We start from the raw sequence: 23793 nt of genomic DNA on the forward strand, positions 1-23793 counted from the left end.
TGGCCGGATCCGCCCCCTGCCTAGGAGCCCAGATGCTCCAGGCCGTGCCCGGCGTGACCGTGATGCCGCAGACCTCGCAGGGTCAGTGCCGTGTCGAGTGCGGCCACAGTCGCCTCCCATCCCTTGTCCTCGGAGCTGCCCGGCAGCCCGCTGCGTTCCAGTGCCTGCTCAATGGTGTCACAGGTGAGCACCCCGTTGCCCACCGGAGTCGACTCGTCCAGCGCGACGCGGGTCACACCGGCGGTCACCGAGTCGCACACGTAGTCGAAGTGGGCGGTGGCGCCCCGGACGACCGCGCCGAGGCAGACGACGGCGTCGAGGTCGCGGGCCATCTGCTGGGCGATCACCGGCAGTTCGAGCGCGCCGGCGACGCGGGCCACGACCGGCTCGTCCACGCCGCACGCCTTCGCCGCGGCGAGCGCCCGCTCCAGCAGCCGGTCGGTGACCGGCTCGTGCCAGCGGGTGCACACGATGCCGAGCGTGAGCCCGGCCGCGTCGACCGTGATGTCCTCGGGGCGTCCCGCGCCGCTCATGAAAGTCCCTCGCTCCGGTGTCCGGGTTCGATCTGGGGCCCGAGCTCAAGCTCGTGGCCGAGGCGGTCGCGCTTGACCGTCAGGTAGCGCCGGTTGTGCTCGGTGACGATGACGGGCATGGCCTCCCGCCCCCGCACGTCCACCCCGAAGCCGCCCAGTCCCCTGAGCTTGTCCGGGTTGTTCGTGAGCACCCGTACCGAGCGTACGCCCAGCTCGCGCAGCATGTGGCCGGCGTTGGAGTACTCGCGCGCGTCGGCCGGCAGCCCCAGTTCCAGGTTGGCGTCGACGGTGTCGGAGCCGTTGTCCTGGAGGGCGTACGCCTGGAGCTTGGCGAGCAGGCCGATCCCGCGCCCCTCGTGACCGCGCAGGTAGAGCACGATGCCGCGGCCCTCGCCGGCGATCCGCTCCATGGCGGCGTCGAGCTGGGTCCCGCAGTCGCAGCGCTCGGAGTGCAGGACGTCGCCGGTGAGGCACTCGGAGTGGACCCTGACCAGGACGTCCTCTCCCTCGCCGAGGTCGCCCAGCACGAGCGCGATGTGCTCCCCGCCGTCGATGGCGCTGGAGAACCCGACCGCGCGCCACATCCCGTACCTGTTCGGCAGCCGGGTCTCGACGACGCGGGTCACCATCGCCTCGGTGCGCCTGCGGTACTCGGCGAGCTGCTCGATGGAGACGAGCCTGAGGCCGTGCTCCTTCGCGAAGACCTGGAGCTCGGGCAGGCGCGCCATGGTGCCGTCCTCGTTGACCACCTCGGCGAGGACGCCGGCCGGGGGGAGCCCGGCGAGCCGGGCGAGGTCGACGGCGGCCTCGGTGTGGCCGCGCCGGCGCAGGACGCCGCCCTCGCGGTAGCGCAGCGGGAAGATGTGGCCGGGGCGGACGAAGTCGCCGGGCTCGGACGCCGAGTCGCACAGCGTGCGGATCGTCCGCGCCCGGTCGGCGGCGGAGATGCCGGTGGAGATGCCGAGCCGGGCGTCCACGCTGACGGTGTACGCGGTGCGCATGCGCTCGGTGTTCTGCGCGGTCATCAGCGGGATCTGCAGCCGGTCGAGGTCGGCGCCCTCCATCGGGACGCAGATGACGCCGCTGGTGTAGCGGATCGTGAACGTCAGCAGCTCGGCCGTCGCCTTCGACGCCGCGAAGATGATGTCGCCCTCGTTCTCGCGGTCCTCGTCGTCGACGACCACGACGGGCAGGCCCGCCGCGATGTCGGCGATCGCCGACTCGACGGAGTCGAAGATCCCCGTGCCCCCGGTTCCCGTGCCGTTCAGCGCCGTGTCGTTGCCGCTCATGCGGTCACCGCCTTCCGCGTGGAATTGCGCTCGCCCCGGGACTCCCGGAGCCAGTTCCTGAACCCGACCATCACCATCACGAAGAAGATCCCGTAGACCGCGCCGGAGACGTACAGCCCGGACTTGAGCGCCAGCGGCACCCCGACCAGGTCGACCAGCACCCAGACGATCCAGAAGTCGACGAGCGCGCGGCTCTGCGCGAACGTCGCGACCGCGCTGCCGACGAAGATGTAGGCGTTCGCCCACGGCGACCAGGCGACCTTCAGCCAGTCGAGGTGCACGAACAGCTGGGCGACCACGGCCGTGCCGACCACGAGCGCGCCGAGCAGCACGGCCCGCTCCCTGAGCGTCGCCTGCCGGACGACCAGGCCGTCGGCCTCGCGCCGTCCGCGGGTCCACATGAGCCACCCGTAGAGGGCGAGCCCGCAGAAGAGGATCTGCTTGAGCGCGTTGCCCGGGACGTGCGCGTGCAGCGAGGCCGCGAGCAGCAGGAGGGCGCCGACCATCTGCACCGGCCAGGTCCAGAGGGTCTTGCGCATGGCGAGCCAGACGACGGCGAGCGACAGGACGTTGCCGACGAGGTCGGTCCACAGGATGTGCTCGCCGAAGACCTCGAAACCGGCGCCGAGCCAGCTCATGACCGGTCTCCCAGCATGCGCTCGACGTACTTGGCGACGACGTCCACTTCGAGGTTCACCGGGTCGCCGGGCCCCTTGTGGCCGAGGGTGGTCAGCGCGAGCGTCGTCGGGATGAGCGCCACGCTGAACCGGTCGGCGCCCGCCTCGACGACCGTGAGGCTGATCCCGTCGACGGTGATCGAGCCCTTGTCGACCAGGTAGCGGCTCAGCTCGGCGGGCAGGGACACCGCCACCACGTCCCACCGCTCCCCCGGCTCGCGGGAGACGATCGCGCCGACGCCGTCGACGTGGCCCTGGACGAGGTGGCCGCCGAGCCGGTCCGACAGCCGCACGGGGCGTTCCAGGTTGACCTTGGAGCCCGGTTCCAGCGCGCCCAGGCTGGACTTGTCGAGCGTCTCCTTGATGACGTCGGCGGTGAAGACCTCGCCTTTGACGTCGACCACGGTGAGACAGACGCCGTTGACGGCGATCGACGCGCCGTGCACGGCGTCCTGGACGACCAGCGGCCCGCGGACCGCGAGCGCGACCGAGTCCCCCTGGGGGTCGATCGCCACGATCTCGCCGAGCTCCTCGACGATGCCGGTGAACATCTCCCGGGCCTCCTAGATCAGTGGCTCCGGGGGACGTACGTGCGTCCGAATACACCCCCTGGCCAGGGGCGTACCGCGCGCTGCCTCCCATCCGGACTTTCACCGTCGGTCCCGGAGTTCCACCGGGTCAACCGGCCGATGGCTTCGGCCGGGTCGCGGACTGTCACCGCCGGTTCGGAATTTCACCGACCCCGGAGCACGCGTTCATGCTTTGCCAACCAGTGTGCCACGCATTCCCATTCCCGCCCCTGTGGCCATCGCCACAACTCCTTCGCGCGGGCCCGGCCGGTTCGCCCACTCCACGGGCATCGGCGGCGGGTCTTGCCGGGAGACGGTAACGCGATGCAAGTTGTTAACGAACCCCCTGCCTCCATTTCCGGGAAGGCCCATGGCGAAGTTGTCCCTCTCGCCCAAGATCCTTGACGTTCTCGACTTCGGCACTCCGTCCGCGGAGCGCGACATCTCACGGGGCCTGGAGAAGTACTTCGTGGAGTCCCCCGCCTACCACCGCGTCCGGTCCGGCGCGAAGACGATCCTGATGGGCAACCGCGGAGCCGGCAAGAGCGCGATCTTCCAGGTGCTGGCCCGGCGGGAGCGCGCCGCCGGCGGCCACGTCATCGAACTGTCGCCCGAGGACTACTCCTACGAGCTGCTCAGCTCCACCATGGCCGCCGAGAACACGGGCTCGTGGGCCAAGCAGGGCGCCTACGCCGCCGCGTGGAAGTACCTGATCTACGTGCTGGTGATGAAGGCGCTCGCCCGCAAGGGGATGCGGCTCACCAAGAACGGCGGCCGGCAGATCCACAACTACATCCGGGACATGCACGGCGCCCAGCAGCTCGGCCCCCTGTCGCTGCTGGTGTCCTACCTCAAGCGGCTGGAGGCCGTGAAGATCGGGCCGATCGAGGCCGGCGTGCGGACCCGCGAGCTGGACCGCCTCTACCAGCTGGAGGAGATCCAGAACCTGCTGCCGGCGCTGCGCAAGGTGCTGGACAGCCAGCGGGTGGTGGTGCTCGTGGACGAGCTGGACCGCGGCTGGGACTCCTCCGAGGACGCCAAGGCGTTCGTGTCCGGGCTGTTCCAGGCGTGCGTGTCCATCAACGCGCTGCACCCGAACCTGCGCGTCTACATCTCGCTGCGGCAGGAGCTCTACGACGACATCCCCGCCCTGTACGACGACGCGCAGAAGCACCGGGACCTGCTGGAGAAGATCTACTGGTCGGAGGACTCGCTGCTCGAACTGATCGCCAGGCGGATCCGGCACTCGGCCCACGAGAACGGCTTCGCGGTGGACGCCCTCGAACGCGCCGGGGACCGGGCCTGCTGGTCGGCGGTCTTCGCGCCGCCGCCCGGCAGAGGGCGGGACGAGTCGTTCGGCTACATGGTCGACCGGACGCTGTACCGGCCGCGGGAGCTCATCCAGTTCTGCTCGGAGGCGCTGGAGCAGGCCAGGGCCCGGCGCTCCAAGCTGCCCGTGCCGTACTCCGCGATCGAGCGGTCGGAGTACGGCTACTCCGCCGAGCGGACGAAGGACATCGCGGCCGAGTACCGCTCCCAGTACCCCGGGCTGCTGAGCGTGTTCGAGGCGTTCCGCAGCCGTCCGCCCCTGTTCCGCCGCGACGAGCTCGAACTGCTCTGCCTGGAGCTGGCCTGCGGCGACGTCCCCACCCACGGCACCGCGTCATGGCTGCCCTCGTGCGACCCGAACGACCTGATCGAGATCCTGTGGCGCGCGGGCCTGCTGACCGCGCGGGCGTCCGCGGAGGGGCGGTTCCTCGGCAGCCACCAGGTGCAGCACCTCAACCTCGCGGCCGTGCGGCGGTTCCGCGTGCACGCCATGTTCCACGCCTCGCTCGGAATCGACGCCGCGGTGGCCGGGAGCGCCGGCGGCTGAGACCCGGGCGCTCAGCCGAGGGCGAGGCGCAGGCCGGTGGGGGTGGCCCGCACGCGGCTCAGGTCCCGGACGACGTGGTGGGCCTCGGCCAGGGACTCCTCCGGGTGGCTGGTGACCAGCGCGACGACCGTGGCCCCCGCCGCGCGGCCCGCGGCGATCCCGGCGGGGGCGTCCTCCACGACCACGCAGGCGGACGGGTCCACGCCCAGGAGGCGGGCCGCCCGGAGGTAGCCGGACGGGTCGGGCTTGCCGTCGGAAACGTCCTCGGCGGTCACCACGACGGGCGGGGAGGGGATGCCGGCCACTCCGGTGCGCACCTTGAGCTGCGACCGGTCCATGGACGTCACGAAGGCGTGGGGCAGGCCGCCCATGTCCGCCAGCAGTTCCACGGCGCCCGGCAGGGCGACGATGCCGTCGGTGCTGACCGCCTCAAGGGCGTCCAGGCGCGCGGTGGCCTCGCGGACCTGGCCGGCCGGCAGGAACTCGGCCACACGGTCGCTCGTGCGGCGGCCGTGGGCGCCCGACATGAACACGTCAGGGTCGATGCCGTACTCGGCGGCCCATTCGCGGCCCGCGCGTTCGACCAGGGGCGTCGAGTCGACGAGGGTGCCGTCGACGTCGAACAGGACGGCGGCGCAGGGCAGAGTCATGGTGGGGGGACGACCCCCCACACCCCCCGCCCGCTCCGCGGGACCTTTCACCAATCCGCCTTGGCCGTCGCCTCTTCGGCCTGGGCGCGGAGCCTGCGGACGGCCTCGGCCGGGTCGTCGGCCCCGTAGACGGCGCTGCCGGCGACGAACACGTCGGCGCCCGCCTCCGCGCAGCGCTCGATCGTCTCGGCGCTGACGCCGCCGTCGACCTGGAGCCAGACCGGGAGGTCGCGGCCCTTGATGAGCTCCCGGGCGCGGCGGACCTTCGGCAGGACGACGTCCAGGAACTTCTGGCCGCCGAAGCCGGGCTCCACGGTCATCAGCAGGAGCATGTCGATCTCGCCGAGGAGGTCTTCGAAGCCGTCCACCGGGGTGGCCGGGTTGACGCCCAGCCCCGCGCGGGCGCCCGCGGCGCGGATGGCCCTCAGGGTGCGGATGGGCGCCTTCGCCGCCTCGGCGTGGATGGTGACGCTCCCGGCTCCGGCCTCGGCGTACTGCGGCGCCCAGCGGTCGGGGTCCTCGATCATCAGGTGGCAGTCGAGGGGGAGGGCGCTGTTCCTGAGCAGCGCCTGCACGATGGGCAGTCCCAGGGTGAGGTTCGGGACGAAGTGGTTGTCCATCACGTCGACGTGGACCCAGTCGGCGGAGTCGGCGATGCGCGCGACGTCCTCGGCCAGGCGGGCGAAGTCGGCGGACAGGATGCTGGGTGCGATCTGAGGAGCCATGATGCCCCGAGTCTATTGGCGCAGCCCCGCCCGATCGTCACCCGCCCGGGTGAGGCCCGGGGTGGGGCGGGCCGCCAGCCGCAGGCGGACGAAGGCCTCCGGCGCGCCCGCCGTCACCCACAGCACGAGCAGCGCCTGGACGACGAACGCCTGGACCAGGTTCGCCCCCTCGAAGAAGGCGATGACCGCCGCCCCCGCGAGGCCCAGCGGGAGCCGCGCCAGGCGCTGCCAGGCCCTGCCGCCCGGATCGAACCAGCCACGCCAGGCGACCAGGGACAGGCCCATCAGGAGGCCGCAGAGAGCGCCGGACGCCTGGGCCGAATCGGTCAGCGTGACGGGCTCGGCGACGCCTCCGGCCGCCTTGACGGCCTCCGCCCACGCATGGGGCCACTGCCAGTCCCGCAGCGGGCGCGCCGCACCCCAGGCCGCCGCGAGCATCAGCAGGGAGACCGCGAGGGAGAGCGCCAGCTGCACTGCCAGATGCTGCCGCCGCCACCACGGGACGGCGACTGGCTCCAGCCCGAGGGCGGCGACCAGGACGGCCAGGCCGACGCCCCAGCCCGCCAGCACCTGCCCTGGCGAGTGGACGCCCAGATAGACGCGCGACACTCCGATCAGGAAGATCACGATGGCGGCGCCCGCCCACAGGTACCAGCGCCGGGTCTGGGCCGCGAAGAAGCCCCACCCGGCGACGCTGTTCTGGGCGTGGCCGGACGGCATCCCGAACGACGACAGCGACTGCCTGCCCTGGATGTTCGGGTCCGTCCAGTAGGGGCGGGGCGCGTGGAAGACCAGCTTGAGGAGCGCGTTGACGGCCGCGCCGAACAGCAGCACCACGGCGGCCCGCGCGGCCAGGCGCGGCGCCACGCACCAGAACAGCGCCAGGAGCAGCGGGACGTAGAAGGCCGCGCTGCCCAGATACGACATGAAGATCATGAAGCCGGTCAGCACGGAGCCTCCCATCAGCGCGGTGCCTCCCCCGAGGCCGGGTGCGGCGGTCAGGTGCGGCGGAGCAGCGCCAGGAACATCGCGTCCGTGCCGTGGCGGTGCGGCCAGAACTGGGCGTACGGGCCGTCCCCGAGCCCGGTGAGGCCGGGGGCGATCGCCGCCAGGACGCCGGGCGCGTCGAGCCGTTCGACGTCGTCCCGCTTGCGCAGGACGTCGTCCACCACCACGCGGGTCTCCGCCAGGTGCGGCGAGCAGGTGACGTAGGCGACCACTCCGCCGGGCCGGACGGACTCCAGCGCCGCGGCGAGCAGCTTCCGCTGGAGCGGCCCGAGTTCGGCGACCGACTCGGGGCCCCGGCGCCAGCGCGCCTCGGGGCGGCGCCGGAGCGCGCCCAGGCCGGTGCACGGGGCGTCCACCATGACGCGGTCGAACGAGGCCGGGCGCCACGCGGGGGCGGTGCCGTCGGCGGCGACCACGCCCGCGCGGTCGTCGACCGCGCGCCGGACGAGCCCGGCGCGGTGCGGCTGGACGTCCGCGGCGAGGAGCCGGGCGTCGCGCTGGGAGGCGAGAGCCGACAGGAGCCCGGCCTTGCCCCCGGGGCCGGCGCAGAGGTCGGCCCAGCGCGCGTCACGACCGTCCAGGGGAGCATCGGCCAGCGCCAGGGCGACCATCTGGCTGGCCTCGTCCTGGACGGCCGCGCGCCCATCGCGGACGGCGTCGATGCCCGCCGGGTCGCCCTCCGCCAGGACCGCGCCATAGGGCGAGTAGGGGGCGGGTTCGGCGCCCGCGTCGTACAGCTCTTCGAGGGTCGCCCTGCCGGGGCGCGCGACCAGCGTCACGCGGGGTCGGGCGTTGTCGGCCGCGAGGAGCTCGTCGATCTCGGCCGCCCCGACCGCGTCCCGCATGGCGGACACGATCCATTTCGGGTGGCTGTGGGCGATCGACAGGCGCGTCGTGGCGTCGGCGTCGGCGGGCGCCACGATCCGCAGCCAGGCGTCCATGTCGCGCATGGCGACCTTGCGGAGCACGGCGTTGGCGAACTTGGCCTGGCCCGGGCCGGAGACGGAGCGGGCCAGCTCCACGGTCGTCGCCACGGCGGCGTGCGGCGGGATGCGGGTGCCGAGGACCTGGTGGGTGCCCAGGCGCAGGACGTCCAGGAGGGGCGCGTCGACGCGGCGCAGTTCGCGGTCGCTGCACAGCGCGAGCACCGCGTCGTAGGTTCCCCTGCCGCGCAGGGTCCCGTACGTCAGCTCGGTGGCGAGGGCGGCGTCGCGTCCGGTGAGGCCGCGGTCGCGCAGGCGCGCGGGAAGCAGGAGGTTCGCGTAGGCGTCGCGGGTCTCCACCGCCCGGATCACGTCGAACGCGGTGCGGCGGACGAGGTCCTGGGGGCGGCCCGTCTTGCGGGGGCCGCCCGGGCGGGTGTTCGGGGCGCGTCGGCGGTTGCGGGCGGGAGGCATCAGTGCAGCGCGTCCTTGCCGGTGAGGTCGAGACCGCGGGCCCAGTCGGCGGCGGCCATGGGGCGCTTGCCCTGCGGCTGCACCTCGCCGAGCGCGACGGGATGGGTTGCCGTGCCGACCAGCACCTCGCTCTTGCCCGCGCTGAGCGCGCCGGGCTCCAGCTCGGCGGCGCCCGGCGCCGGGCGGACGGGGCCGAGCTTGACCCGGGTGTCGCGGAAGGTCGTCCACGCGCCCGGCGCCGGGGTGCAGGCGCGGACGAGGCGGTCGATGTGCAGGGCCGGGCTCTTCCAGTCGACGCGGCCGTCCTCGGGCGTGAGCTTCGCCGCGTGGGACACCCCCTCGGTCGGCTGGGGCCGGGGCTCCAGGACGCCCGCCTCGATGCCGTTCATGGTGTCCAGCAGCAGGTCGGCACCGGCGACGGCCAGCCGTCCCAGCAGGGCGCCGGCGGTGTCGTCCGGCCGGATCGGCTCGGTGAGCACGCCGTAGACCGGGCCGGTGTCCAGGCCCTCCTCGATCTGGAACGTGGCCGCGCCGGTCACGTCGTCGCCGTGCAGGATCGCGCGCTGCACGGGAGCGGCCCCGCGCCACGCGGGCAGCAGCGAGAAGTGCAGGTTCACCCAGCCGTGCCGGGGGATGTCCAGGGCCTCGGGGGGCAGCAGCGCGCCGTAGGCGACCACCGGGCAGCAGTCCGGCGCGATCTCCCGGAGCCGGTCGAGGAACTCGGGGTCGCGGGCCTTCGCGGGCTTGAGCACCTCGACGCCGGCCTCGGCGGCGAGCGAGGCGACCGGGCTGGCGCTCAGGCGCCTCCCCCGCCCCGAACGCCCGTCGGGCCGGGTCACGACCGCGGCGACCTCGTGCGACGACCCCAGAAGGGCCGTCAGGGCCGGAAGCGCCGTCTCGGGCGTCCCGGCGAAGACCAGCCGCATCTAGATCGCCTTCCCGAGGGTGCGGTGCGGCGACTCCTTCACGACGGGGGCCGGCTCGCCGAACCACTCGGCCTCCCGGATCGCCTTCATCGCGGCCTTGCGCTGCTCGGGGTCCATCCGGTCGATGAAGATGATCCCGTCGAGGTGGTCGGTCTCGTGCTGGACGCAGCGGGCCAGCAGGTCGGTGCCCTCCAGCGTGATGGGCTCCCCGTGCATGTTGAAGCCCTTCGCCACCACCCCGACGGAGCGGGGCGTGGGGAACGCGAGGCCGGGCAGGGAGAGGCAGCCCTCGTCGTCGGTCTCCTGCTCGTCCGACAGGTCGAGCGTCGGGTTGACGACGTGCCCGAGGCGGTCGTCGACGTAGTAGGTGAAGACGCGCAGCCCGACGCCGAGCTGGGGGGCCGCCAGGCCCGCTCCAGGGGCGTCGATCATCGTGTCGGTGAGGTCCTTGACGAGCTGGCGCAGCTCCTTGTCGAAGTCCTTCACCGGCTCCGCGGGCGTGCGCAGCACGGGGTCGCCGAAGAGGCGGATGGGCTTGACGGCCAACGGGGACTCCGTTTCCTGCGAATGTCGCTGATCACTGCGAGTGCCACCCGACCGCTGCGGGTGCCACCGGTCCACTGGGACGCGCCCCCAAGTCTACGGAGGCGCGGGCCCGGAACATTCACGCCATGTTCACACCCCGCGTTCACACACCGCGGTGCGCGCTCTGGCGCGCCGACCGCGCCTTGTAGGCGGCGGTGCGGGCGGCCTTGGCCGTCGCCTTGTCGGGGTGGTGGGCGCCCAGGGCCTCCAGGACGTCGGCCACACCGGGATGGTGGGTGCGCCAGAGCTCGTCCACCATGGTCTTCATCTCGGCCCCGGGCGGCGCGTCGACCAGCGCCGCCGCGACCGCCTCCTCCGGCTCGGCGGTCTCCATCATCCCGGCCACCGTGTCGACGAACACCCAGAGGTACTCCTCGCGGGCCAGCTCGCGCCCCGCCGGGTCGCCCGCCGCGTTCAGCCACATCGCGGCGTAGGGCGCCACGAGCGGGTGCTCCTGCGCGGCGCGGACCACCCCGGCGGCCTCGGGGCCGACGCGGTGCAGGACGGCGGCGGCGAGGTTGCGGGCGCCGGGGCCGCCGGTCCGCATGACGTCCAGCAGGTCGGCGGCGGCGTCCTTGGAGTCGTGGGACGCCAGCCAGCCGTCGATCTCCTCGTCGGCGGCGTCAGGCCGGTACCAGGTGAGCCCCGCGACGAGCTCGGACGCGCGGGCGCCGGCCAGCTCGCCGATGACCGGGGCGGTGAACCCGTCCGCGAGGAGCAGCTCCCGCACCGCCCACACCCCGAGCGGAGTCAGCGCCTTGCCCGCGCCGGACGCCTCGATGACGCCCCAGTCCTCCAGGGCCGCCAGCTCCAGGGCGAGGGCGTCCGCCACGAGCGCGTGCATGGTGTCGGCGTCGCTGAGGTCGTAGGCCTCCTCGATGTGGCCCAGCAGCGCCTCGGCGAGGGCGTCCGGCCCGGACGGCTCCTCCTGCTCGTACAGGTGGATGAGGACGCCGGTCAGCTCGTTCTGGACGAGTTCGACCGCGTCCAGGCCGTCGGCGTAGTCGTGGCCGGGCACGACGGCGGCGTCGAACAGCGGCAACCAGGCGGTGAGCAGGGCCGCGTCGTCGCCCGATTCGAGGCCCGGCAGCGCGGGACCCGGGGAGGCGCGGCCGTCCCCGGCGTCGATGACCTTCGCCTCGACGGCGGCCCACCACAGCCGCTCCAGCGCGCCGTCGTCCTCCAGCCGCCCGTGGCGCCGCGGCGCGTCGAGGCCGAGGGCGCGGCGCGCGGCCTCGGCGTCGGGCTCGGTGAGCATGCCGTGCTCGGTCAGCGGGCGCTCGCCCGTCCAGCGGGCCAGGGCCAGGACCGCCTCGGCGAGGCCCGACCGCCGCGCCGCGTCCGCGACCTCGGCCTGCGGCGCCAGCCGGACGGGCGGGACCACAAGGTCCCCCGCCTGCCGCAGGTACTCCTCGGTGCGGGCGAAGCGCTCCTCCTCCGGGAGCGCCTCGAAGTCGCGCATCCACGCGTCGACGGCGTCGCCGTCGTCCAGGTCGATCCCGTCGGCCTGCATCAGCCCGGCGACGACCTCGGCCGCCGCCTGCCGCTCCTCGCTGTCGACGGCGGCGACGACCTCGGCGAACTCGGGGCCGGTCCGGTCGATCTCCGCCGCCAGCGCGTCGGCGGCCGGGGCCGGGACGGCGCCGGTGTCGCGCAGGTAGGCGACGACCCGGCGGAGCGCGTCCAGGATGGTGGGGACGTCGTCGCGCCCGGCGACCACGGACTCGGGGAAGACCTCCAGGAGCAGTTCGCGGACGTGCCGCGGCTCCAGCGCCTCCGGGCCCGCGAGGCCCATCTCCTCCCGCGCCAGGTCGAGCAGGATGCGGACACCCTGCTCGTCAAGCGCCTCGCCGCGTTCGTCCGACCACCGCCGCAGGTCGCCCGCGGTGGTCTCCACCCAGTTGTCGGCCACGCCAGAACCCTATTGGTCAGCCGCGTTCCCCGGGGTCGGTTGAGCCCCCGAGTCGGCCGAGTCTCCTCGGTCGAGCCCACGGGATCACTCGTGTCCCATGGGGTCGGTCGAGTTACAGCGTGATCGAGTTCCGCGGCACTGGTCGAGCTCCGCGGCGCCGGCTTGAGTTGCAGCGTCAGATCAGTTCGAGGGGATCGATCTGGACGCGGACGGTCTCCGTGGCCTTGCGTGCGCTGCGCACGCCCTGGGCTTCCTTCAGCGCGCGCGCCAGGGCGTTTCCCCCGGCGCGGGGTACTCGTATCAGCGCGCGTTCCTTGTCTTGGGCCTCCGTGCCCGCCTGCGGGACGGGAACGGGACCGAGGACCTCCGCGCCGTCGGGCAACCGGGTGTCGGCCAGAAGCTCCCGTATGGCGGCCGGGGATGCGGTGAGCGACGCCATGCGCGCGGCGGGCGGGAACCCCACTTCCCTGCGCTCGGCGAGTTCCCGCTCCGCGTACGTGACCGGATCCCAGCGCACGAGGGCCTGGACCGCGGGCAGCGCCCCCTCCGCCGCCACGATCACCGGGCCCTGCGGGCGGACGAGCGACGCCGCGTTCATCCAGCGCCTCAGCGTCTCCTCGCCGGCGCGCAGGTCAGGCCGGCCGAGGAGGACCCAGCCGTCCAGCAGCAGCGCGGCCGGGTATCCGCTCTCCGCCGGAGGCTCGGCCCCGGGCGTCGCCACCACGAGAGCCCGTTCCGGACCGACCCGGTCGAGGACGGCCTCCCGCCCCGAGGTGCGCACGGGCACGCCGGGGAACGCCCGGCCGAGCTCCTCCGCCGTGCGTTTGGCGCCCACCACCACGGCGCGCACCTGGAAGAAGCCGCATTCGGGGCAGTGCCAGTCGCCCGCGATATGGCCGCACCAGCCGCAGTAGGGGGCCGCGTGCGACGAGGCGAGCGCCAGCGGCCCCTGGCAGGTCTGGCAACGCGCCGGGGTGCGGCACCTCCCGCAGGCGATGCCCGGAACGTATCCGCGCCTCGGCACCTGGACGAGCACGGGCCCGCTCTCCAGCGCCTGCCGGGCCGCCTCGAAGGCGATGTTCGGCAGGCGCGCGGTGCGGGCGGCGGCGTCCCGGGCGAGTTGCGCGTCCTCCCCCACGTAGCGGACGCGCGGCATCCTCGCCCGGACGCGGTTCCGGTCGGCGGCGAGCGCGTGGGCCCAGCCGGTCTCCACGAGCTGCGTCGCGTCGGTCGTCCGGGTGAACCCGCCGATCAGGGCGCCGGCCCCGGACCGGTGCGCGCGCAGGGCGAGCACGTCGCGGGGATGCGGATACGGCGCGTGCGGCTCGGCGTGGACGTCGTCGCCGTCGTCCCACAGCACGACCAGCCCCAGGTCGGCGACGGGCGCGAACATGGCGGCGCGCGTGCCGACGACCGCCCGCGCCTTGCCGCGCAGGACGGCGAGCCACCTCCGGTAGCGCTCCGCAGGGCCCAGCTCCGCCGTCAGGGCGACGTGCAGCCCCTCCCCCAGCTCCGCCTCCAGCGCCGCGTCGATGCGCGCCACGTCGCGCCCGTCGGCGGCGACGACGAGCGCGCCGCGCCCGCCGCTCAACGTGGCGGCGACCGCGCGAGCGATGGCCGCCGTCCAGTCGGGGCCGGGCAGCGCGCTCCACACGGCCCGCGGCGCCCTCCCGCCGGCCAGCGCGTTCACGAAGGACTCCCCCGCCGGGTACTCCCGCCACACGCCGGCGTCGGGCGCCCCGGGCAGTGCGGGGACGCCCTCCTCCACGGGCTCGGCTTCGACGCGGGCGTGCCGGGGAGGGACGGCGAGCCGCAGGACGTCCGCGAACGTGCCCGCGTAGCGGTCGGCCACCTCCCGCACCAGCGTGACGATCTCCGGGGTCAGGACGGGCTCGGGCGAGGTCACCCTCTCCAGGAACAGCAGCTTGCCGCCGTGGCCGCTCTCGGCGACCCGCTCCAGGAGGAAGCCGTCGACGAGCTGGCCCGCGAAGCGCACCCGCACGCGGCAGCCGGGGACCGCCTTGGCGTCAAGCTCGGCGGGGACCAGGTAGTCGAAGGGGCGGTCGAGGTGCGGGAGCGACATGTCGACCGCGATCCGCGCGACGGGCAGCTCCGCGGCCGGACGGCGCGCCCCCTTCTTCCCCGCCGCCTTCTTCCCCGGCGCGGCGGGTTTCCCGGACCGGCCCGCCTTGGGGGCGGCCGCGCCCGGAAGGGCGTCCAGCCCCGGGATCAGGTCCGTTCCCCCGCCGTCCTTCGTCACGCCCCCCGTCCTACCAGATCGATCCGACACCCGGAGTCGCACGCTAGGGTTGGTCCGTTTGAACGGGTGCGCGTCCTCCGGCCCATTGCCCGACGCCGTCCGCACCCTCGCCGTCCGACGAGCCTTGCAGGCGATGTGACCACAGCTCATGCCCATGAGCGGACGGACGCCCCAGTCAGCAACGGGGTGTCACGCCGTTCTCCAAGCCCCGCGGCCGCCTCCCGGTGGAAGAAGCGGGCACGCCACCCCGTGGTCGCCGCCACGCTGGCCGCCGCCGTCCTGCACCTGGTGTGGGGGCTGTTCCTCGCCACCGAGGGCGGCGACCTCGCCGCGCAGGCCGCGTGGACGGACTTCGCCTGGAAGCACCCCGGCGCGGCCTACAGCTTCGCCTGGTACGGCGGGATGCACCCCGCCTCCTACAGCCTCGTGTCGCCGTACCTGATGGCGCTGTTCGGCATCCGCACGGTCGCGGTGATCACGGGCACGATCTGCGCCACGCTCACCGCGTACCTGCTCAAGCAGTTCCGGGCCCCGGTCGCGCTGCCCGCCTCCCTCTGGGCCGCCTTCGCGCTCACCTGCAACGCCGCCTCCGGCCGCGTCACGTTCGGCCTCGGGCTGATGTTCGCGCTCATGGCGACCATCGTGGCGTTCACCCCGCGCGGCACGCCCGCCCTGCGCGCCGCGGCGATGGTCGTGCTGAGCCTGCTGGCCTCGCTCGCGAGCCCCGTGGCCGGCCTGTTCCTGCTGGTGCTGGCCGCCGCGCTCTTCCTGACCGGACGCCGCCGCGCCGGCGTCTGCGTCGCCGTGGGCCTGCCCGTCGTGGTCGGCACCACCAGCCTGCTCTTCCCGTTCAGCGGCGTCCAGCCGATCTCCCTGGACGCGATCGTGCTGCCCGCCGTCACCAGCGTCGCCGCGATCCTGTTCTGCGCGCCGAAGAGCTGGAGGTTCGTGCGGACCGGCGCCGCCGTCTACCTGGCCGGGATCCTGCTGACCTGGCTGATCCCCTCCCCCATCGGCAGCAACGTCGAGCGCCTCTCGCTGCTGTTCGGCGGCATGTTCCTGCTGTCGGCGGTCGCGCGCGCCCACGGGCGGGCGCGCATCGCCGTGCTGTCGCTGGCGTTCATCGTGACGGCGTCCTGGCAGGTCGTGAAGCCCGTCGACGACCTCATCCACACCGAGCCCGCGGCCACCGCCGCCGACCACGCCCGCGGCCTCGTCGCCGAGCTGGGCGCCGTCGGCGCGGACGACGCGCGCATCGAGGTCGTCCCGCTGCGCTCCCACTGGGAGTCCTCCGGCCTCAGCCGCCACTTCGCGCTCGCCCGCGGCTGGAACCGCCAGGTCGACGCCGAGCGCCACGAGCTGTTCTACGAGAAGGGCGCGCTGACGCCCGCCTCGTACCGCGACTGGCTGCACAAGTGGGCCGTCCAGTACGTCGTCCTGCCCGAGCAGGAGGTCGACTGGTCGGCGCAGGAGGAGGCCGCCCTCGTCGAAGGCGGCCAGCCGTACCTGACGGAGATCTGGCGGGACACGCACTGGCGGCTGTACCGCGTCGCGAGCCCCACGCCGCTGGTCGACCCGCCCGCGTTCGTCAGGAACCTCAACTCCGGCGAGCTCGTCGTCGACGTGCCCTCGCCCGGGTCGGTCCTGCTGCGCGTCTCCTGGTCACCGTGGCTGAGCGCGACGGGCGGGAACGCCTGCCTGGCGCGCGCGGGCGAGTTCGTCCGGCTGGAGGCGCGCACCCCCGGCCGCTACACCATCGCCGCCCACTACGGCCTGCACCGCGGCAACCACTGCGCCGGCTGACCCCGTCACGGCGCGTCCGCACCGCTTCCCCGCGGCACCAGGCCGCACTGGGGCAGGCGCCCGCCGCACGCGCAAAGAAGACCTCGTCGCGCCAGGACAGGGGCGCCGGAACAGCACGGGCGCGCGAAGAAGGGCCCCGGGGCGTCCCGGGGCCCTTCTTCGCGGAAGACCGGTTACAGGCCGGCGGCGGAGGCCAGGTCCTTGGCGCGGTCGGTCGACTCCCAGGAGAAGTCGGGCTCCTCGCGGCCGAAGTGGCCGTAGGCGGCCGTCTGCGAGTAGATCGGGCGGAGCAGGTCGAGGTCGCGGACGATCGCGGCCGGGCGCAGGTCGAAGACGTCCCCGATGGCCTTTTCGATCTTCTCGGGGGCGACCTTCTCGGTGCCGAACGTCTCCACGAACACCCCGACCGGGTGGGCCTTGCCGATCGCGTAGGCGACCTGGACCTCGGCGCGGTCGGCGAGCTGCGCGGCGACGATGTTCTTGGCGACCCAGCGCATCGCGTACGCGGCGGAGCGGTCGACCTTGGACGGGTCCTTGCCGGAGAAGGCGCCGCCGCCGTGGCGGGCCATGCCGCCGTAGGTGTCCACGATGATCTTGCGGCCGGTGAGGCCGGCGTCGCCCATCGGGCCGCCGATCTCGAAGCGGCCGGTGGGGTTCACCAGCAGCCGGTAGTTCTCGGTGTCGAGCTCGAACTCGGCGAGCACCGGGTCGACGACGTGCTCCTTGACGTCCGGGGCGAGCAGCTCCTTCAGGTCGATGTCGGGAGCGTGCTGGCTGGACACCACGACGGTGTCGAGGCGGACGCCGCGGTCGCCGTCGTACTCGATGGTGACCTGGGTCTTGCCGTCGGGGCGCAGGTAGGGCACGTCGCCGCTCTTGCGGACCGCCGACAGGCGCCGGGCGAGCCGGTGCGCCAGCGTGATCGGCAGCGGCATCAGCTCGGGGGTCTCGCTGGTGGCGTAGCCGAACATCAGGCCCTGGTCGCCGGCGCCCTGCCGGTCCAGGTCGTCGACGCCCTCGCCCTCGCGGGACTCGTAGGCGTCGTCCACGCCCTGCGCGATGTCGGGCGACTGCGCGCCGATGGACACCGACACGCCGCAGGAGTGGCCGTCGAAGCCCTTCTTGGACGAGTCGTAGCCGATCTCCAGGATCTTCTCCCGGATCACGCCCGGGATGTCCACATAGGTCTCGGTGGTGACCTCACCGGCCACATGCACCTGACCCGTCGTGATCATCGTCTCGACGGCGACCCGGCTCTTCGGATCGTCCTTGAGCATCGAGTCGAGGATCGCGTCGCTGATCTGGTCCGCGATCTTGTCCGGGTGACCCTCGGTCACCGACTCGGAGGTGAACAGGCGGCGAGACACGTACGTGAACTCCTTGCAGCGGCTGCTGACTGACGTCGCAGAACGGATTCTTTGTCGAGTTCGGCGAGGGACGCCGCCCCCCGCCATGGGTTCCCCACGATGTTAGGACCAGAAGTCTAGCGGGATCAGCGCCCTTCGCCCGGACGCGCGCCCGGCGGCGTGCGATCCAGCCGTGCGGCGACGAGGTCCCACACGACCTCGGCGAGCGCCTCCTTGGCCCCGCGGGGCACCTCGGTCCGCGACCCGTCGGCGCCGAGGATGACCGCGGCGTTGTCGGGGCGGCCGAAGGTCAGGTTCTCGCCGACCTGGTTGACGACGAGAAGGTCGCTGCCCTTGCGGGCGAGCTTGGCCTGTCCGTTGGCGAGGACGTCGTCGGTCTCGGCCGCGAAGCCCACGACGACCTGGCCGGGCCGCCGGACCTGGCCGAGCTCGGCCAGAATGTCGGGGTTCTTGACGAGGCGGATCGGCTCGGGTTCCGCCCCCTCCGCCTTCTTGATCTTGGAGCCGCGGTAGTCGGCCGGGCGGAAGTCGGCGACGGCGGCGGCCATGACGACCGCGTCCGCCGTTCCGGCGGCCGCCACGACCGCCTCGCGCATCTCCTCGGCCGATCCGACGGCGACGGTCTCGGCGCCCGCCGGGTCGGGCAGGGCGACGTTCGCCGAGACGAGCGTCACCCTGGCGCCGCGCGCCGCGGCGGTCCGGGCGAGCGCGTAGCCCTGCAGGCCGGACGAGCGGTTCCCGATGAAACGGACGGGATCGATGGCCTCCCGGGTGCCCCCGGCGGAGACCACCACGTGCCGTCCGGCGAGGTCGCGGCCGTCGGCGCCGCGGGCCAGCACGTGCCGGGCGACCTCGAACAGCTCGGCGGGGTCGGGCAGCCGGCCGGGCCCGGTGTCCTTGCCGGTGAGGCGGCCGGACGCGGGCTCGACGACGACGGCGCCGCGCTCCCGCAGGGTCGCCACGTTGGCCTGCGTGGCCGGATGCTGCCACATCTCGGTGTGCATCGCGGGCGCGAACACGACGGGGCAGCGGGCGGTGAGCAGGGTGTTGGTCAGCAGGTCGTCGGCGAGGCCGTGGGCCGCCTTGGCGAGCAGGTCCGCGGTGGCCGGTGCGACGAACACCAGGTCGGCCTGCTGGCCGAGCCGGACGTGCGGGACCTCGGCGACGCCGTCCCAGACCCGCGGGGAGACCGGCTTGCCGGACAGCGCGGCCCAGGTGGGCTCTCCGACGAAGCGGAGCGCGTCCGCGGTCGGCACGACGGTGACGTCGTGGCCCGACTCGGTGAGCCGCCGGAGCAACTCGCACGCCTTGTACGCGGCGATGCCCGCGCTCACTCCGAGCACGACGCGCGGCTTGGGGGAGGTCATGTCGCCCACGATCCCATCAGGCGCCGCCCGCTCTCCTCCCGGGGTAGGCGTATCCGCACCGGGGTCCGGAGATGCCTCCCGGAAGCCGCCGCGGACGCGGCCGCCGGAGACGGCGACCCCGGGCCGGTGAGCGGAGCCGGGCGCCTCGGGAACCTCAGCCCTCGATGGGCTCGGCGTTCAGGAGGCCCTCGCGCGTCTCGCGGAGCGCGATCGACAGCGGCTTCTCCTGGACCTGCGTCTCGACGAGCGGGCCGACGTACTCCAGCAGGCCCTCGCCCAGCTGGGCGTAGTAGGCGTTGATCTGCCGGGCGCGCTTGGCCGCGATGCTCACGAGGCCGTACTTGGTGTCGACGACCTCAAGGAGCTCGTCGATCGAGGGGTTGGTGATGCCCTCGTTGCTGACTGCCACTCGGTGGCCTTCCGTAGGTTGAACAGGCTACTGGTCAGCCATCAAGGCTAGCAGCTCGTCGCACACGTCCTGCACGGACGTGTTGACGAGCGTGACGTCGAACTCCTTCTCGGCGGCGAGCTCGACGCGGGCCGCGTCGAGGCGGCGCTCGATGACCTCGGGGGGCTCGGTGCCGCGCCCGGTGAGGCGGCGGACGAGCTCCTCCCAGCTGGGGGGAGCGAGGAACACCAGGCGGGCCTCGGACATGGAGCGGCGGACCTGCCGGGCGCCCTGGAGGTCGATCTCCAGCAGCACCGGCTCGCCGCGGGCGAGGCGTTCCTCGACGGGCCGGCGGGGGGTGCCGTAGCGGTTGCCCGCGAACTCGGCCCATTCGAGGAGCTGCCCCTCGGCGACGAGCCGGTCGAAACCGGCGTCGTCGACGAAGAAGTACTGCACACCGTCGGTCTCACCCGGGCGGGGAGCCCGGGTGGTCACCGAGACCGACAGCCACACCCGGGGGTGTGAGCGCCGGATCTCGGCGACGACCGTGCTCTTGCCGACGCCCGACGGTCCGGACAGGACCGTCAGCCGCCGCGCGAGCGGGCCATGCGGCATGGAGCCTTCCGGCGCAGCGATGGGTGCGCCGGAGCCGGGCGGGATGGTGCCGTCTGCGGGTCGCCCCGAGCCGGCCGCGGCGGCCTGGCCGCCGCGCCCGCCCGTGAGTCGCGCGTCAGCGGTTCGCACTTCCGCCGAACTCACGCTCCAGGGATGCGCGCTGGTTGGCGCCGAGGCCCCGCACACGGCGGGACTCGGCGATGCCCAGGCGCTCCATGATCTGCTTCGCACGGACCTTGCCCACACCGGGCAGCGATTCCAGAAGGGCCGACACCTTCATCTTTCCGATGACGTCGTCGGACTGACCATCCTTGAGAACCTCGGCGAGCGAGGTTCCCCCGTGCTTCAGCTTGTTCTTAACCTCGGCCCGCTCCTTGCGAGCCTTGGCAGCCTTCTCCAGGGCTGCGGCGCGCTGTTCGGGGGTTAGGGGCGGAAGAGCCACGCCGGGTCACCTCAGGTTTCCACTCGACGGAGTCGGACGGGTTGGGAAACTAGCGAGTTCACCACCCATAAGGCAACGTGAAGTGCCGTTTAGCCCGCCACAAATTCACGAAAATCACTCCCCGGAGTGTCCTGAATACAGAGTGTACCCAACTCGGACCCCTCGACGCCGCATCCCCTTGCCTTGCTGGGACTTTCGCATGATCGTGAAAAACCGCCCGTTCTGACCGCATTTGTGGCACCCAGCACCGCTCCGCCGCTGCGCTTCGCGCCTCCGGGAGCCCGCGCCGCCACGGTCCCGCCACCGCCCTCCGGAGCCCCGCCGGGGCGGCGCGGCGGGGCCTCCCACAAACGATCCCGACCGAGTGACACTCGTCACGCCGCGCCGTTCCGCACGTCGCCCCGGCACCGTTACTGTCATCCTCGACAACACCCGCCAAGATCGTCCGCTCGCCCGGAGGACGCCCGCACCGCACCAGCTCCCCCCAGCACGCCGCCAGAGCGCCCCATGGACGCGGAGACGCCGGCCGCCCCGTCCGGAGACTCCCCCCGGTCCGGAATCGACCCTCCGCGTGAACGAGTTCGCCGTTCGGCACGTATCGCAAAGCGGCGACTCCCGTCCTCGCATTCGCATGCGACTAAAACCACATTCGCGTTCCCCCGTGCCGCAAAACTCACCCACAAAGCGGTTCTGCGCGCCCGCGAACCAATGGCGCGCCGAAGCATGTCCCGGCGCGGGCGGCGCACGGACCCGAGCGCGGCGGAACCGCGTTCAGGCCGTGCCGGCGGACGTGCGGCGCAGCGCGGCGGCGATCGCGGCCGCGGCGGCGCCCGGGTCGGGGGCGGCGGTGATGGGACGGCCGATCACCAGCAGGTCGGCGCCGGCGGCCAGGGCGTCCTCGGGCGTGGCGACGCGGGCCTGGTCCTGGTGGCCGGAGCCCGCGGGACGGACGCCGGGCGTGATGAGCGTGATGTCCGGACCGACCTCGGCGCGGACGGCGGCGGCCTCCTGCGGGGAGCACACGAGGGCCTGAGCGCCCGCCTCGACGGCGAGGACGGCCAGACGGCGGACGGCGTCGGGGGCGGGCCCCGCGAGGCCGACGGCGGTGAGATCGGCGTCCTTGAGGGACGTCAGGACCGTCACCGCGGCGATCTTGGTGGCGGGGGCGGCCTGCACCGCCTCGCGGATCATCGCGGGCCCCCCGGCGGCGTGCACGGTCAGGTAGGCCGGCTTGAGGCGCGCCACGGCGCGGGCGGCGCCGCGGACCGTGGCGGGGATGTCGTGCAGCTTGAGGTCGAGGAACACCTGGACGCGGCTGGCGCCCCGCACGCTGGCGACGACGTCCGGCCCGTACCGCAGGTACAGCTCCAGGCCGACCTTGACGGTCGAGACGTGCGGCGTGACCAGGGTGGCCCAGCGCGCGGCGGTCTCCAGGTCGGGCGCGTCCAGCGCGACGGCGATGGGGGCGGTCACAGCTTCTCCTTCTCGGGCTCTTGCCGGCGCACCTGGGGCGGGACGTACCCGGCGGGCTTGTGCGCGAGGCCGACGGCGTCGGCGAGGCGGTCGATGCGGCGGGCCGCGAGCGCCTCCTCCAGTTCGCGCAGGACGCGCGGGCCGGCCAGGGGGTCGTGGAACAGCGCGGTGCCGACGGCGACGGCGGAGGCGCCGGCGAGGATGAACTCCAGGGCCTCCAGGCCGGTGGCGATGCCCCCGACGCCGATGATCGGGGTGGTGGGCAGCGCGGCGTGCACCTGGTAGACGCAGCGGACCGCGACGGGCCGCACGGCGGGTCCGGACAGGCCGCCGGACACGCCCGTGAGGGCCGGACGCAGCGTCTGCGGGTCGATCGCCATGGCCTCCATGGTGTTGATCAGGGTGAGGCCGTCGGCGCCCGCGTCGACGCACGCGAGCGCGATGCCGACGATGTCGGTCACGTCGGGGGCGAGCTTGGCGAAGACGGGCACGCCCGGCCGGGCGTGCGCGCGGACGGCCCGCACGACGGACGCCGCGGCGGCCGGGTGCCAGCCGAACATGCGGCCGCGGTCCTCGACGTTGGGGCAGGCGACGTTGACCTCGATCGCGGCGACGCCCGGGACGTTGCGGAGGCGGCGCGCCAGGTCGCCGTACTCCTCGACGCTGCTGCCCGCGACGGACACGATCGTGCGGACCTCCTGCTCGATCAGCCAGGGAAGGTCACGTTCCAGGAAGGTCTCCACGCCGGGACCGGGCAGGCCCATCGCGGTCAGGAGGCCGCTCGGGGTCTCGGTCACCCGCGGTGTGGGACGTCCCGCGCGCGCTTGCGCCATCACCGACGTCGTGACGAACGCGCCGAGGCGGGTGAGGTCGAAGAACTGGGCGAGCTCGCGTCCCGTCCCGCCGCATCCGGAGGCCGTCAGGACCGGGTTGGGCAGTTCCAGAGGCCCGAGCGTGGTCGTGACCCGATCGCTCACTGCGAGCCCCCTTCAGAGACGCTCAGGACGCGCGGCGCGCCGAGCGCGTCGAACGGGATGGTTCCGAGGTCGCCCCAGCGGACGCGGTCGCCGCGCAGGACGGGGCCGTCCGCGCAGGCGCGGACCATGCGGGTCACGCCGTCCTCCCCGTGGACGGGGAGCATGCACGTCATGCACACGCCGATGCCGCACGCGCCCGTCTGCTGGAGGAACTCCTCGACCGACACCTGCGAGGGAAGGCCGAAGTCGCCGGCGATCTGGGTGACCGAGCGGAGCAGGGCCGTGGGGCCGCAGCCGTAGACGACGTCCGCGCCGGTCTCCTCGATGACGCGGGGCAGCACGTCGCGGACGGCGCCCTTCTCCCCCATCAACCCGTCCTCGGTGACGACGGCCGCGCTGTCGCCGATGCGCTGCGCCATGCGGGACCCGAAGACCTGCCGGGCGGAGGCGCCGGCGAGCACGAAGTGCACCTGGCAGCCGCGCCGCAGCAGCGTGTCGGCCAGCGCGAACACGGCCGCGCCGCCGGGCCCGCCGCCGACGAGCAGGCAGGTGACGGGATCGCGGGGCAGCCGGAACGGGCGGCCGAGCGGCCCGACGAGGTCGAGCTGGTCGCGGGAGCGGCGGCCGGCGAGCCAGGCGGTGCCGGGCTCGGTGTCGGCGAACACCAGTTCGACGGTGCCGCCGTAGTCGGACTTGACCTCGTGCACCCCGATGCAGCGGCGCACCAGGCGGGACGTGTGCTCGCCGCCCACGGCGAGCGCCACGAACTGGCCGGGCCTGAACCGTTCGGCGATGGCCGGGGCCACCAGCGTCATCGCGCGGTAGTCCTGCACCTGGCGGACCGTCAGAACCGTCGCCGAGGTCTGCACCGGCGTGTCGGACACCCGTCTCCCTCTCTCATCGCGTGCGCCGGGCGGGCCGGGCGGCGTCGCGGCCGCCCGGCCCGCCCCGGCC

Annotated in this window: 22 protein-coding genes and 1 riboswitch; of the genes, 2 read left to right on the top strand and 20 right to left on the bottom strand. The window is 73.7% G+C overall.

The window, feature by feature from the left end:
• Positions 1-20: 20 nt before the first annotated feature.
• The 4 genes from ribH to AB0C87_RS33650 are packed head-to-tail and all read right to left on the bottom strand — an operon-like array spanning position 21 to position 3050.
• The gene (ribH, locus tag AB0C87_RS33635; protein WP_345184705.1) at positions 21-533 is read right to left on the bottom strand and encodes a 6,7-dimethyl-8-ribityllumazine synthase; all 513 of its coding nucleotides are present in this window, start codon (positions 531-533) and stop codon (positions 21-23) included.
• The gene (locus AB0C87_RS33640) at positions 530-1822 is read right to left on the bottom strand and encodes a bifunctional 3,4-dihydroxy-2-butanone-4-phosphate synthase/GTP cyclohydrolase II (protein ID WP_345184707.1); all 1293 of its coding nucleotides are present in this window, start codon (positions 1820-1822) and stop codon (positions 530-532) included. The genes ribH and AB0C87_RS33640 overlap by 4 nt, the downstream gene beginning before the upstream one ends.
• Positions 1819-2460, bottom strand: coding sequence for a nicotinamide riboside transporter PnuC (gene pnuC, locus AB0C87_RS33645; protein WP_345184709.1), 642 nt, complete (start codon positions 2458-2460; stop codon positions 1819-1821). The genes AB0C87_RS33640 and pnuC overlap by 4 nt, the downstream gene beginning before the upstream one ends.
• Positions 2457-3050: a riboflavin synthase gene (locus tag AB0C87_RS33650; protein ID WP_360581211.1), complete on the bottom strand. Its 594-nt coding sequence runs from the start codon at positions 3048-3050 to the stop codon at positions 2457-2459. The genes pnuC and AB0C87_RS33650 overlap by 4 nt, the downstream gene beginning before the upstream one ends.
• A 73-nt stretch (positions 3051-3123) precedes the next feature.
• Positions 3124-3254: riboswitch (FMN riboswitch) on the bottom strand.
• Between the two features lie 184 nt (positions 3255-3438).
• On the opposite strand from AB0C87_RS33650, the gene AB0C87_RS33655 reads away from it, so the two are divergent.
• On the top strand, positions 3439-4944 hold the full coding sequence (locus AB0C87_RS33655; RefSeq protein WP_360581213.1) for a hypothetical protein: 1506 nt from the start codon (positions 3439-3441) through the stop codon (positions 4942-4944).
• An 11-nt stretch (positions 4945-4955) separates the two neighbouring features.
• On the opposite strand, the gene AB0C87_RS33660 is transcribed toward AB0C87_RS33655, so the two are convergent.
• The 8 genes from AB0C87_RS33660 to AB0C87_RS33695 form a co-directional block, all read right to left on the bottom strand.
• Positions 4956-5594 (bottom strand): HAD-IA family hydrolase, encoded by a 639-nt coding sequence (locus AB0C87_RS33660; protein WP_345184717.1) that lies wholly within the window; start codon positions 5592-5594, stop codon positions 4956-4958.
• Between the two features lie 47 nt (positions 5595-5641).
• The gene (rpe, locus tag AB0C87_RS33665) at positions 5642-6319 is read right to left on the bottom strand and encodes a ribulose-phosphate 3-epimerase (RefSeq protein ID WP_345184719.1); all 678 of its coding nucleotides are present in this window, start codon (positions 6317-6319) and stop codon (positions 5642-5644) included.
• Between the two features lie 12 nt (positions 6320-6331).
• On the bottom strand, positions 6332-7282 hold the full coding sequence (locus AB0C87_RS33670; protein WP_360581215.1) for a phosphatase PAP2 family protein: 951 nt from the start codon (positions 7280-7282) through the stop codon (positions 6332-6334).
• A 35-nt stretch (positions 7283-7317) separates the two neighbouring features.
• The gene (locus tag AB0C87_RS33675) at positions 7318-8724 is read right to left on the bottom strand and encodes a transcription antitermination factor NusB (RefSeq protein ID WP_360581217.1); all 1407 of its coding nucleotides are present in this window, start codon (positions 8722-8724) and stop codon (positions 7318-7320) included.
• Complete coding sequence (gene fmt / locus AB0C87_RS33680) at positions 8724-9650, bottom strand: methionyl-tRNA formyltransferase (protein WP_353834602.1); 927 nt, start codon at positions 9648-9650, stop codon at positions 8724-8726. Before fmt ends, AB0C87_RS33675 begins: the two co-directional genes overlap by 1 nt.
• A complete protein-coding gene (gene def, locus AB0C87_RS33685; protein ID WP_345184728.1) occupies positions 9651-10196 on the bottom strand; it encodes a peptide deformylase in 546 nt (181 codons plus the stop codon).
• Between the two features lie 142 nt (positions 10197-10338).
• Positions 10339-12147: a hypothetical protein gene (locus AB0C87_RS33690; RefSeq protein WP_360581219.1), complete on the bottom strand. Its 1809-nt coding sequence runs from the start codon at positions 12145-12147 to the stop codon at positions 10339-10341.
• 175 nt (positions 12148-12322) lie between these two features.
• Positions 12323-14407, bottom strand: a complete 2085-nt coding sequence (locus AB0C87_RS33695) for a primosomal protein N' (RefSeq protein WP_360581221.1) — start codon at positions 14405-14407, stop codon at positions 12323-12325.
• Positions 14408-14656: 249 nt separating this feature from the next.
• Here AB0C87_RS33695 and AB0C87_RS33700 point away from each other — a divergent pair, with 249 nt between their 5' ends.
• A complete protein-coding gene (locus tag AB0C87_RS33700) occupies positions 14657-16210 on the top strand; it encodes an MFS transporter (RefSeq protein WP_360581222.1) in 1554 nt (517 codons plus the stop codon).
• A gap of 173 nt (positions 16211-16383) precedes the next feature.
• On the opposite strand, the gene metK is transcribed toward AB0C87_RS33700, so the two are convergent.
• The 8 genes from metK to AB0C87_RS33740 all read right to left on the bottom strand — a co-directional run bounded on the left by metK (position 16384) and on the right by AB0C87_RS33740 (position 23723).
• The gene (gene metK / locus AB0C87_RS33705; protein ID WP_345184736.1) at positions 16384-17577 is read right to left on the bottom strand and encodes a methionine adenosyltransferase; all 1194 of its coding nucleotides are present in this window, start codon (positions 17575-17577) and stop codon (positions 16384-16386) included.
• Between the two features lie 125 nt (positions 17578-17702).
• Positions 17703-18944, bottom strand: coding sequence for a bifunctional phosphopantothenoylcysteine decarboxylase/phosphopantothenate--cysteine ligase CoaBC (gene coaBC, locus AB0C87_RS33710; RefSeq protein ID WP_353834599.1), 1242 nt, complete (start codon positions 18942-18944; stop codon positions 17703-17705).
• A gap of 154 nt (positions 18945-19098) precedes the next feature.
• Positions 19099-19353 (bottom strand): DNA-directed RNA polymerase subunit omega, encoded by a 255-nt coding sequence (gene rpoZ, locus AB0C87_RS33715; protein WP_131950118.1) that lies wholly within the window; start codon positions 19351-19353, stop codon positions 19099-19101.
• A gap of 27 nt (positions 19354-19380) precedes the next feature.
• A complete protein-coding gene (gene gmk, locus AB0C87_RS33720) occupies positions 19381-19947 on the bottom strand; it encodes a guanylate kinase (RefSeq protein ID WP_089312392.1) in 567 nt (188 codons plus the stop codon).
• Positions 19948-20062: 115 nt separating this feature from the next.
• Positions 20063-20389 (bottom strand): integration host factor, actinobacterial type, encoded by a 327-nt coding sequence (mihF, locus tag AB0C87_RS33725; RefSeq protein WP_131739210.1) that lies wholly within the window; start codon positions 20387-20389, stop codon positions 20063-20065.
• A gap of 771 nt (positions 20390-21160) precedes the next feature.
• Complete coding sequence (gene pyrF, locus AB0C87_RS33730) at positions 21161-21862, bottom strand: orotidine-5'-phosphate decarboxylase (RefSeq protein WP_345184744.1); 702 nt, start codon at positions 21860-21862, stop codon at positions 21161-21163.
• The gene (locus AB0C87_RS33735; RefSeq protein ID WP_345184746.1) at positions 21859-22839 is read right to left on the bottom strand and encodes a dihydroorotate dehydrogenase; all 981 of its coding nucleotides are present in this window, start codon (positions 22837-22839) and stop codon (positions 21859-21861) included. Before AB0C87_RS33735 ends, pyrF begins: the two co-directional genes overlap by 4 nt.
• Positions 22836-23723: a dihydroorotate dehydrogenase electron transfer subunit gene (locus AB0C87_RS33740; RefSeq protein ID WP_360581225.1), complete on the bottom strand. Its 888-nt coding sequence runs from the start codon at positions 23721-23723 to the stop codon at positions 22836-22838. Before AB0C87_RS33740 ends, AB0C87_RS33735 begins: the two co-directional genes overlap by 4 nt.
• Positions 23724-23793: the final 70 nt, after the last annotated feature.

The sequence above is a fragment of the Actinomadura sp. NPDC048021 genome (assembly GCF_040653135.1).
Taxonomy (GTDB): Bacteria; Actinomycetota; Actinomycetes; order Streptosporangiales; family Streptosporangiaceae; genus Spirillospora; species Spirillospora verrucosospora.

Excerpts from the sequence above, each read along its gene's own strand:
- ribH (WP_345184705.1), bottom strand. The coding sequence starts at position 533 with ATGAGCGGCGCGGGACGCCCCGAGGACATCACGGTCGACGCGGCCGGG.
- AB0C87_RS33640 (WP_345184707.1), bottom strand. The coding sequence starts at position 1,822 with ATGAGCGGCAACGACACGGCGCTGAACGGCACGGGAACCGGGGGCACG.
- pnuC (WP_345184709.1), bottom strand. The coding sequence starts at position 2,460 with ATGAGCTGGCTCGGCGCCGGTTTCGAGGTCTTCGGCGAGCACATCCTG.
- AB0C87_RS33650 (WP_360581211.1), bottom strand. The coding sequence starts at position 3,050 with ATGTTCACCGGCATCGTCGAGGAGCTCGGCGAGATCGTGGCGATCGAC.
- AB0C87_RS33655 (WP_360581213.1), top strand. The coding sequence starts at position 3,439 with ATGGCGAAGTTGTCCCTCTCGCCCAAGATCCTTGACGTTCTCGACTTC.
- AB0C87_RS33660 (WP_345184717.1), bottom strand. The coding sequence starts at position 5,594 with ATGACTCTGCCCTGCGCCGCCGTCCTGTTCGACGTCGACGGCACCCTC.
- rpe (WP_345184719.1), bottom strand. The coding sequence starts at position 6,319 with ATGGCTCCTCAGATCGCACCCAGCATCCTGTCCGCCGACTTCGCCCGC.
- AB0C87_RS33670 (WP_360581215.1), bottom strand. The coding sequence starts at position 7,282 with ATGGGAGGCTCCGTGCTGACCGGCTTCATGATCTTCATGTCGTATCTG.
- AB0C87_RS33675 (WP_360581217.1), bottom strand. The coding sequence starts at position 8,724 with ATGCCTCCCGCCCGCAACCGCCGACGCGCCCCGAACACCCGCCCGGGC.
- fmt (WP_353834602.1), bottom strand. The coding sequence starts at position 9,650 with ATGCGGCTGGTCTTCGCCGGGACGCCCGAGACGGCGCTTCCGGCCCTG.
- coaBC (WP_353834599.1), bottom strand. The coding sequence starts at position 18,944 with ATGACCTCCCCCAAGCCGCGCGTCGTGCTCGGAGTGAGCGCGGGCATC.
- gmk (WP_089312392.1), bottom strand. The coding sequence starts at position 19,947 with ATGCCGCATGGCCCGCTCGCGCGGCGGCTGACGGTCCTGTCCGGACCG.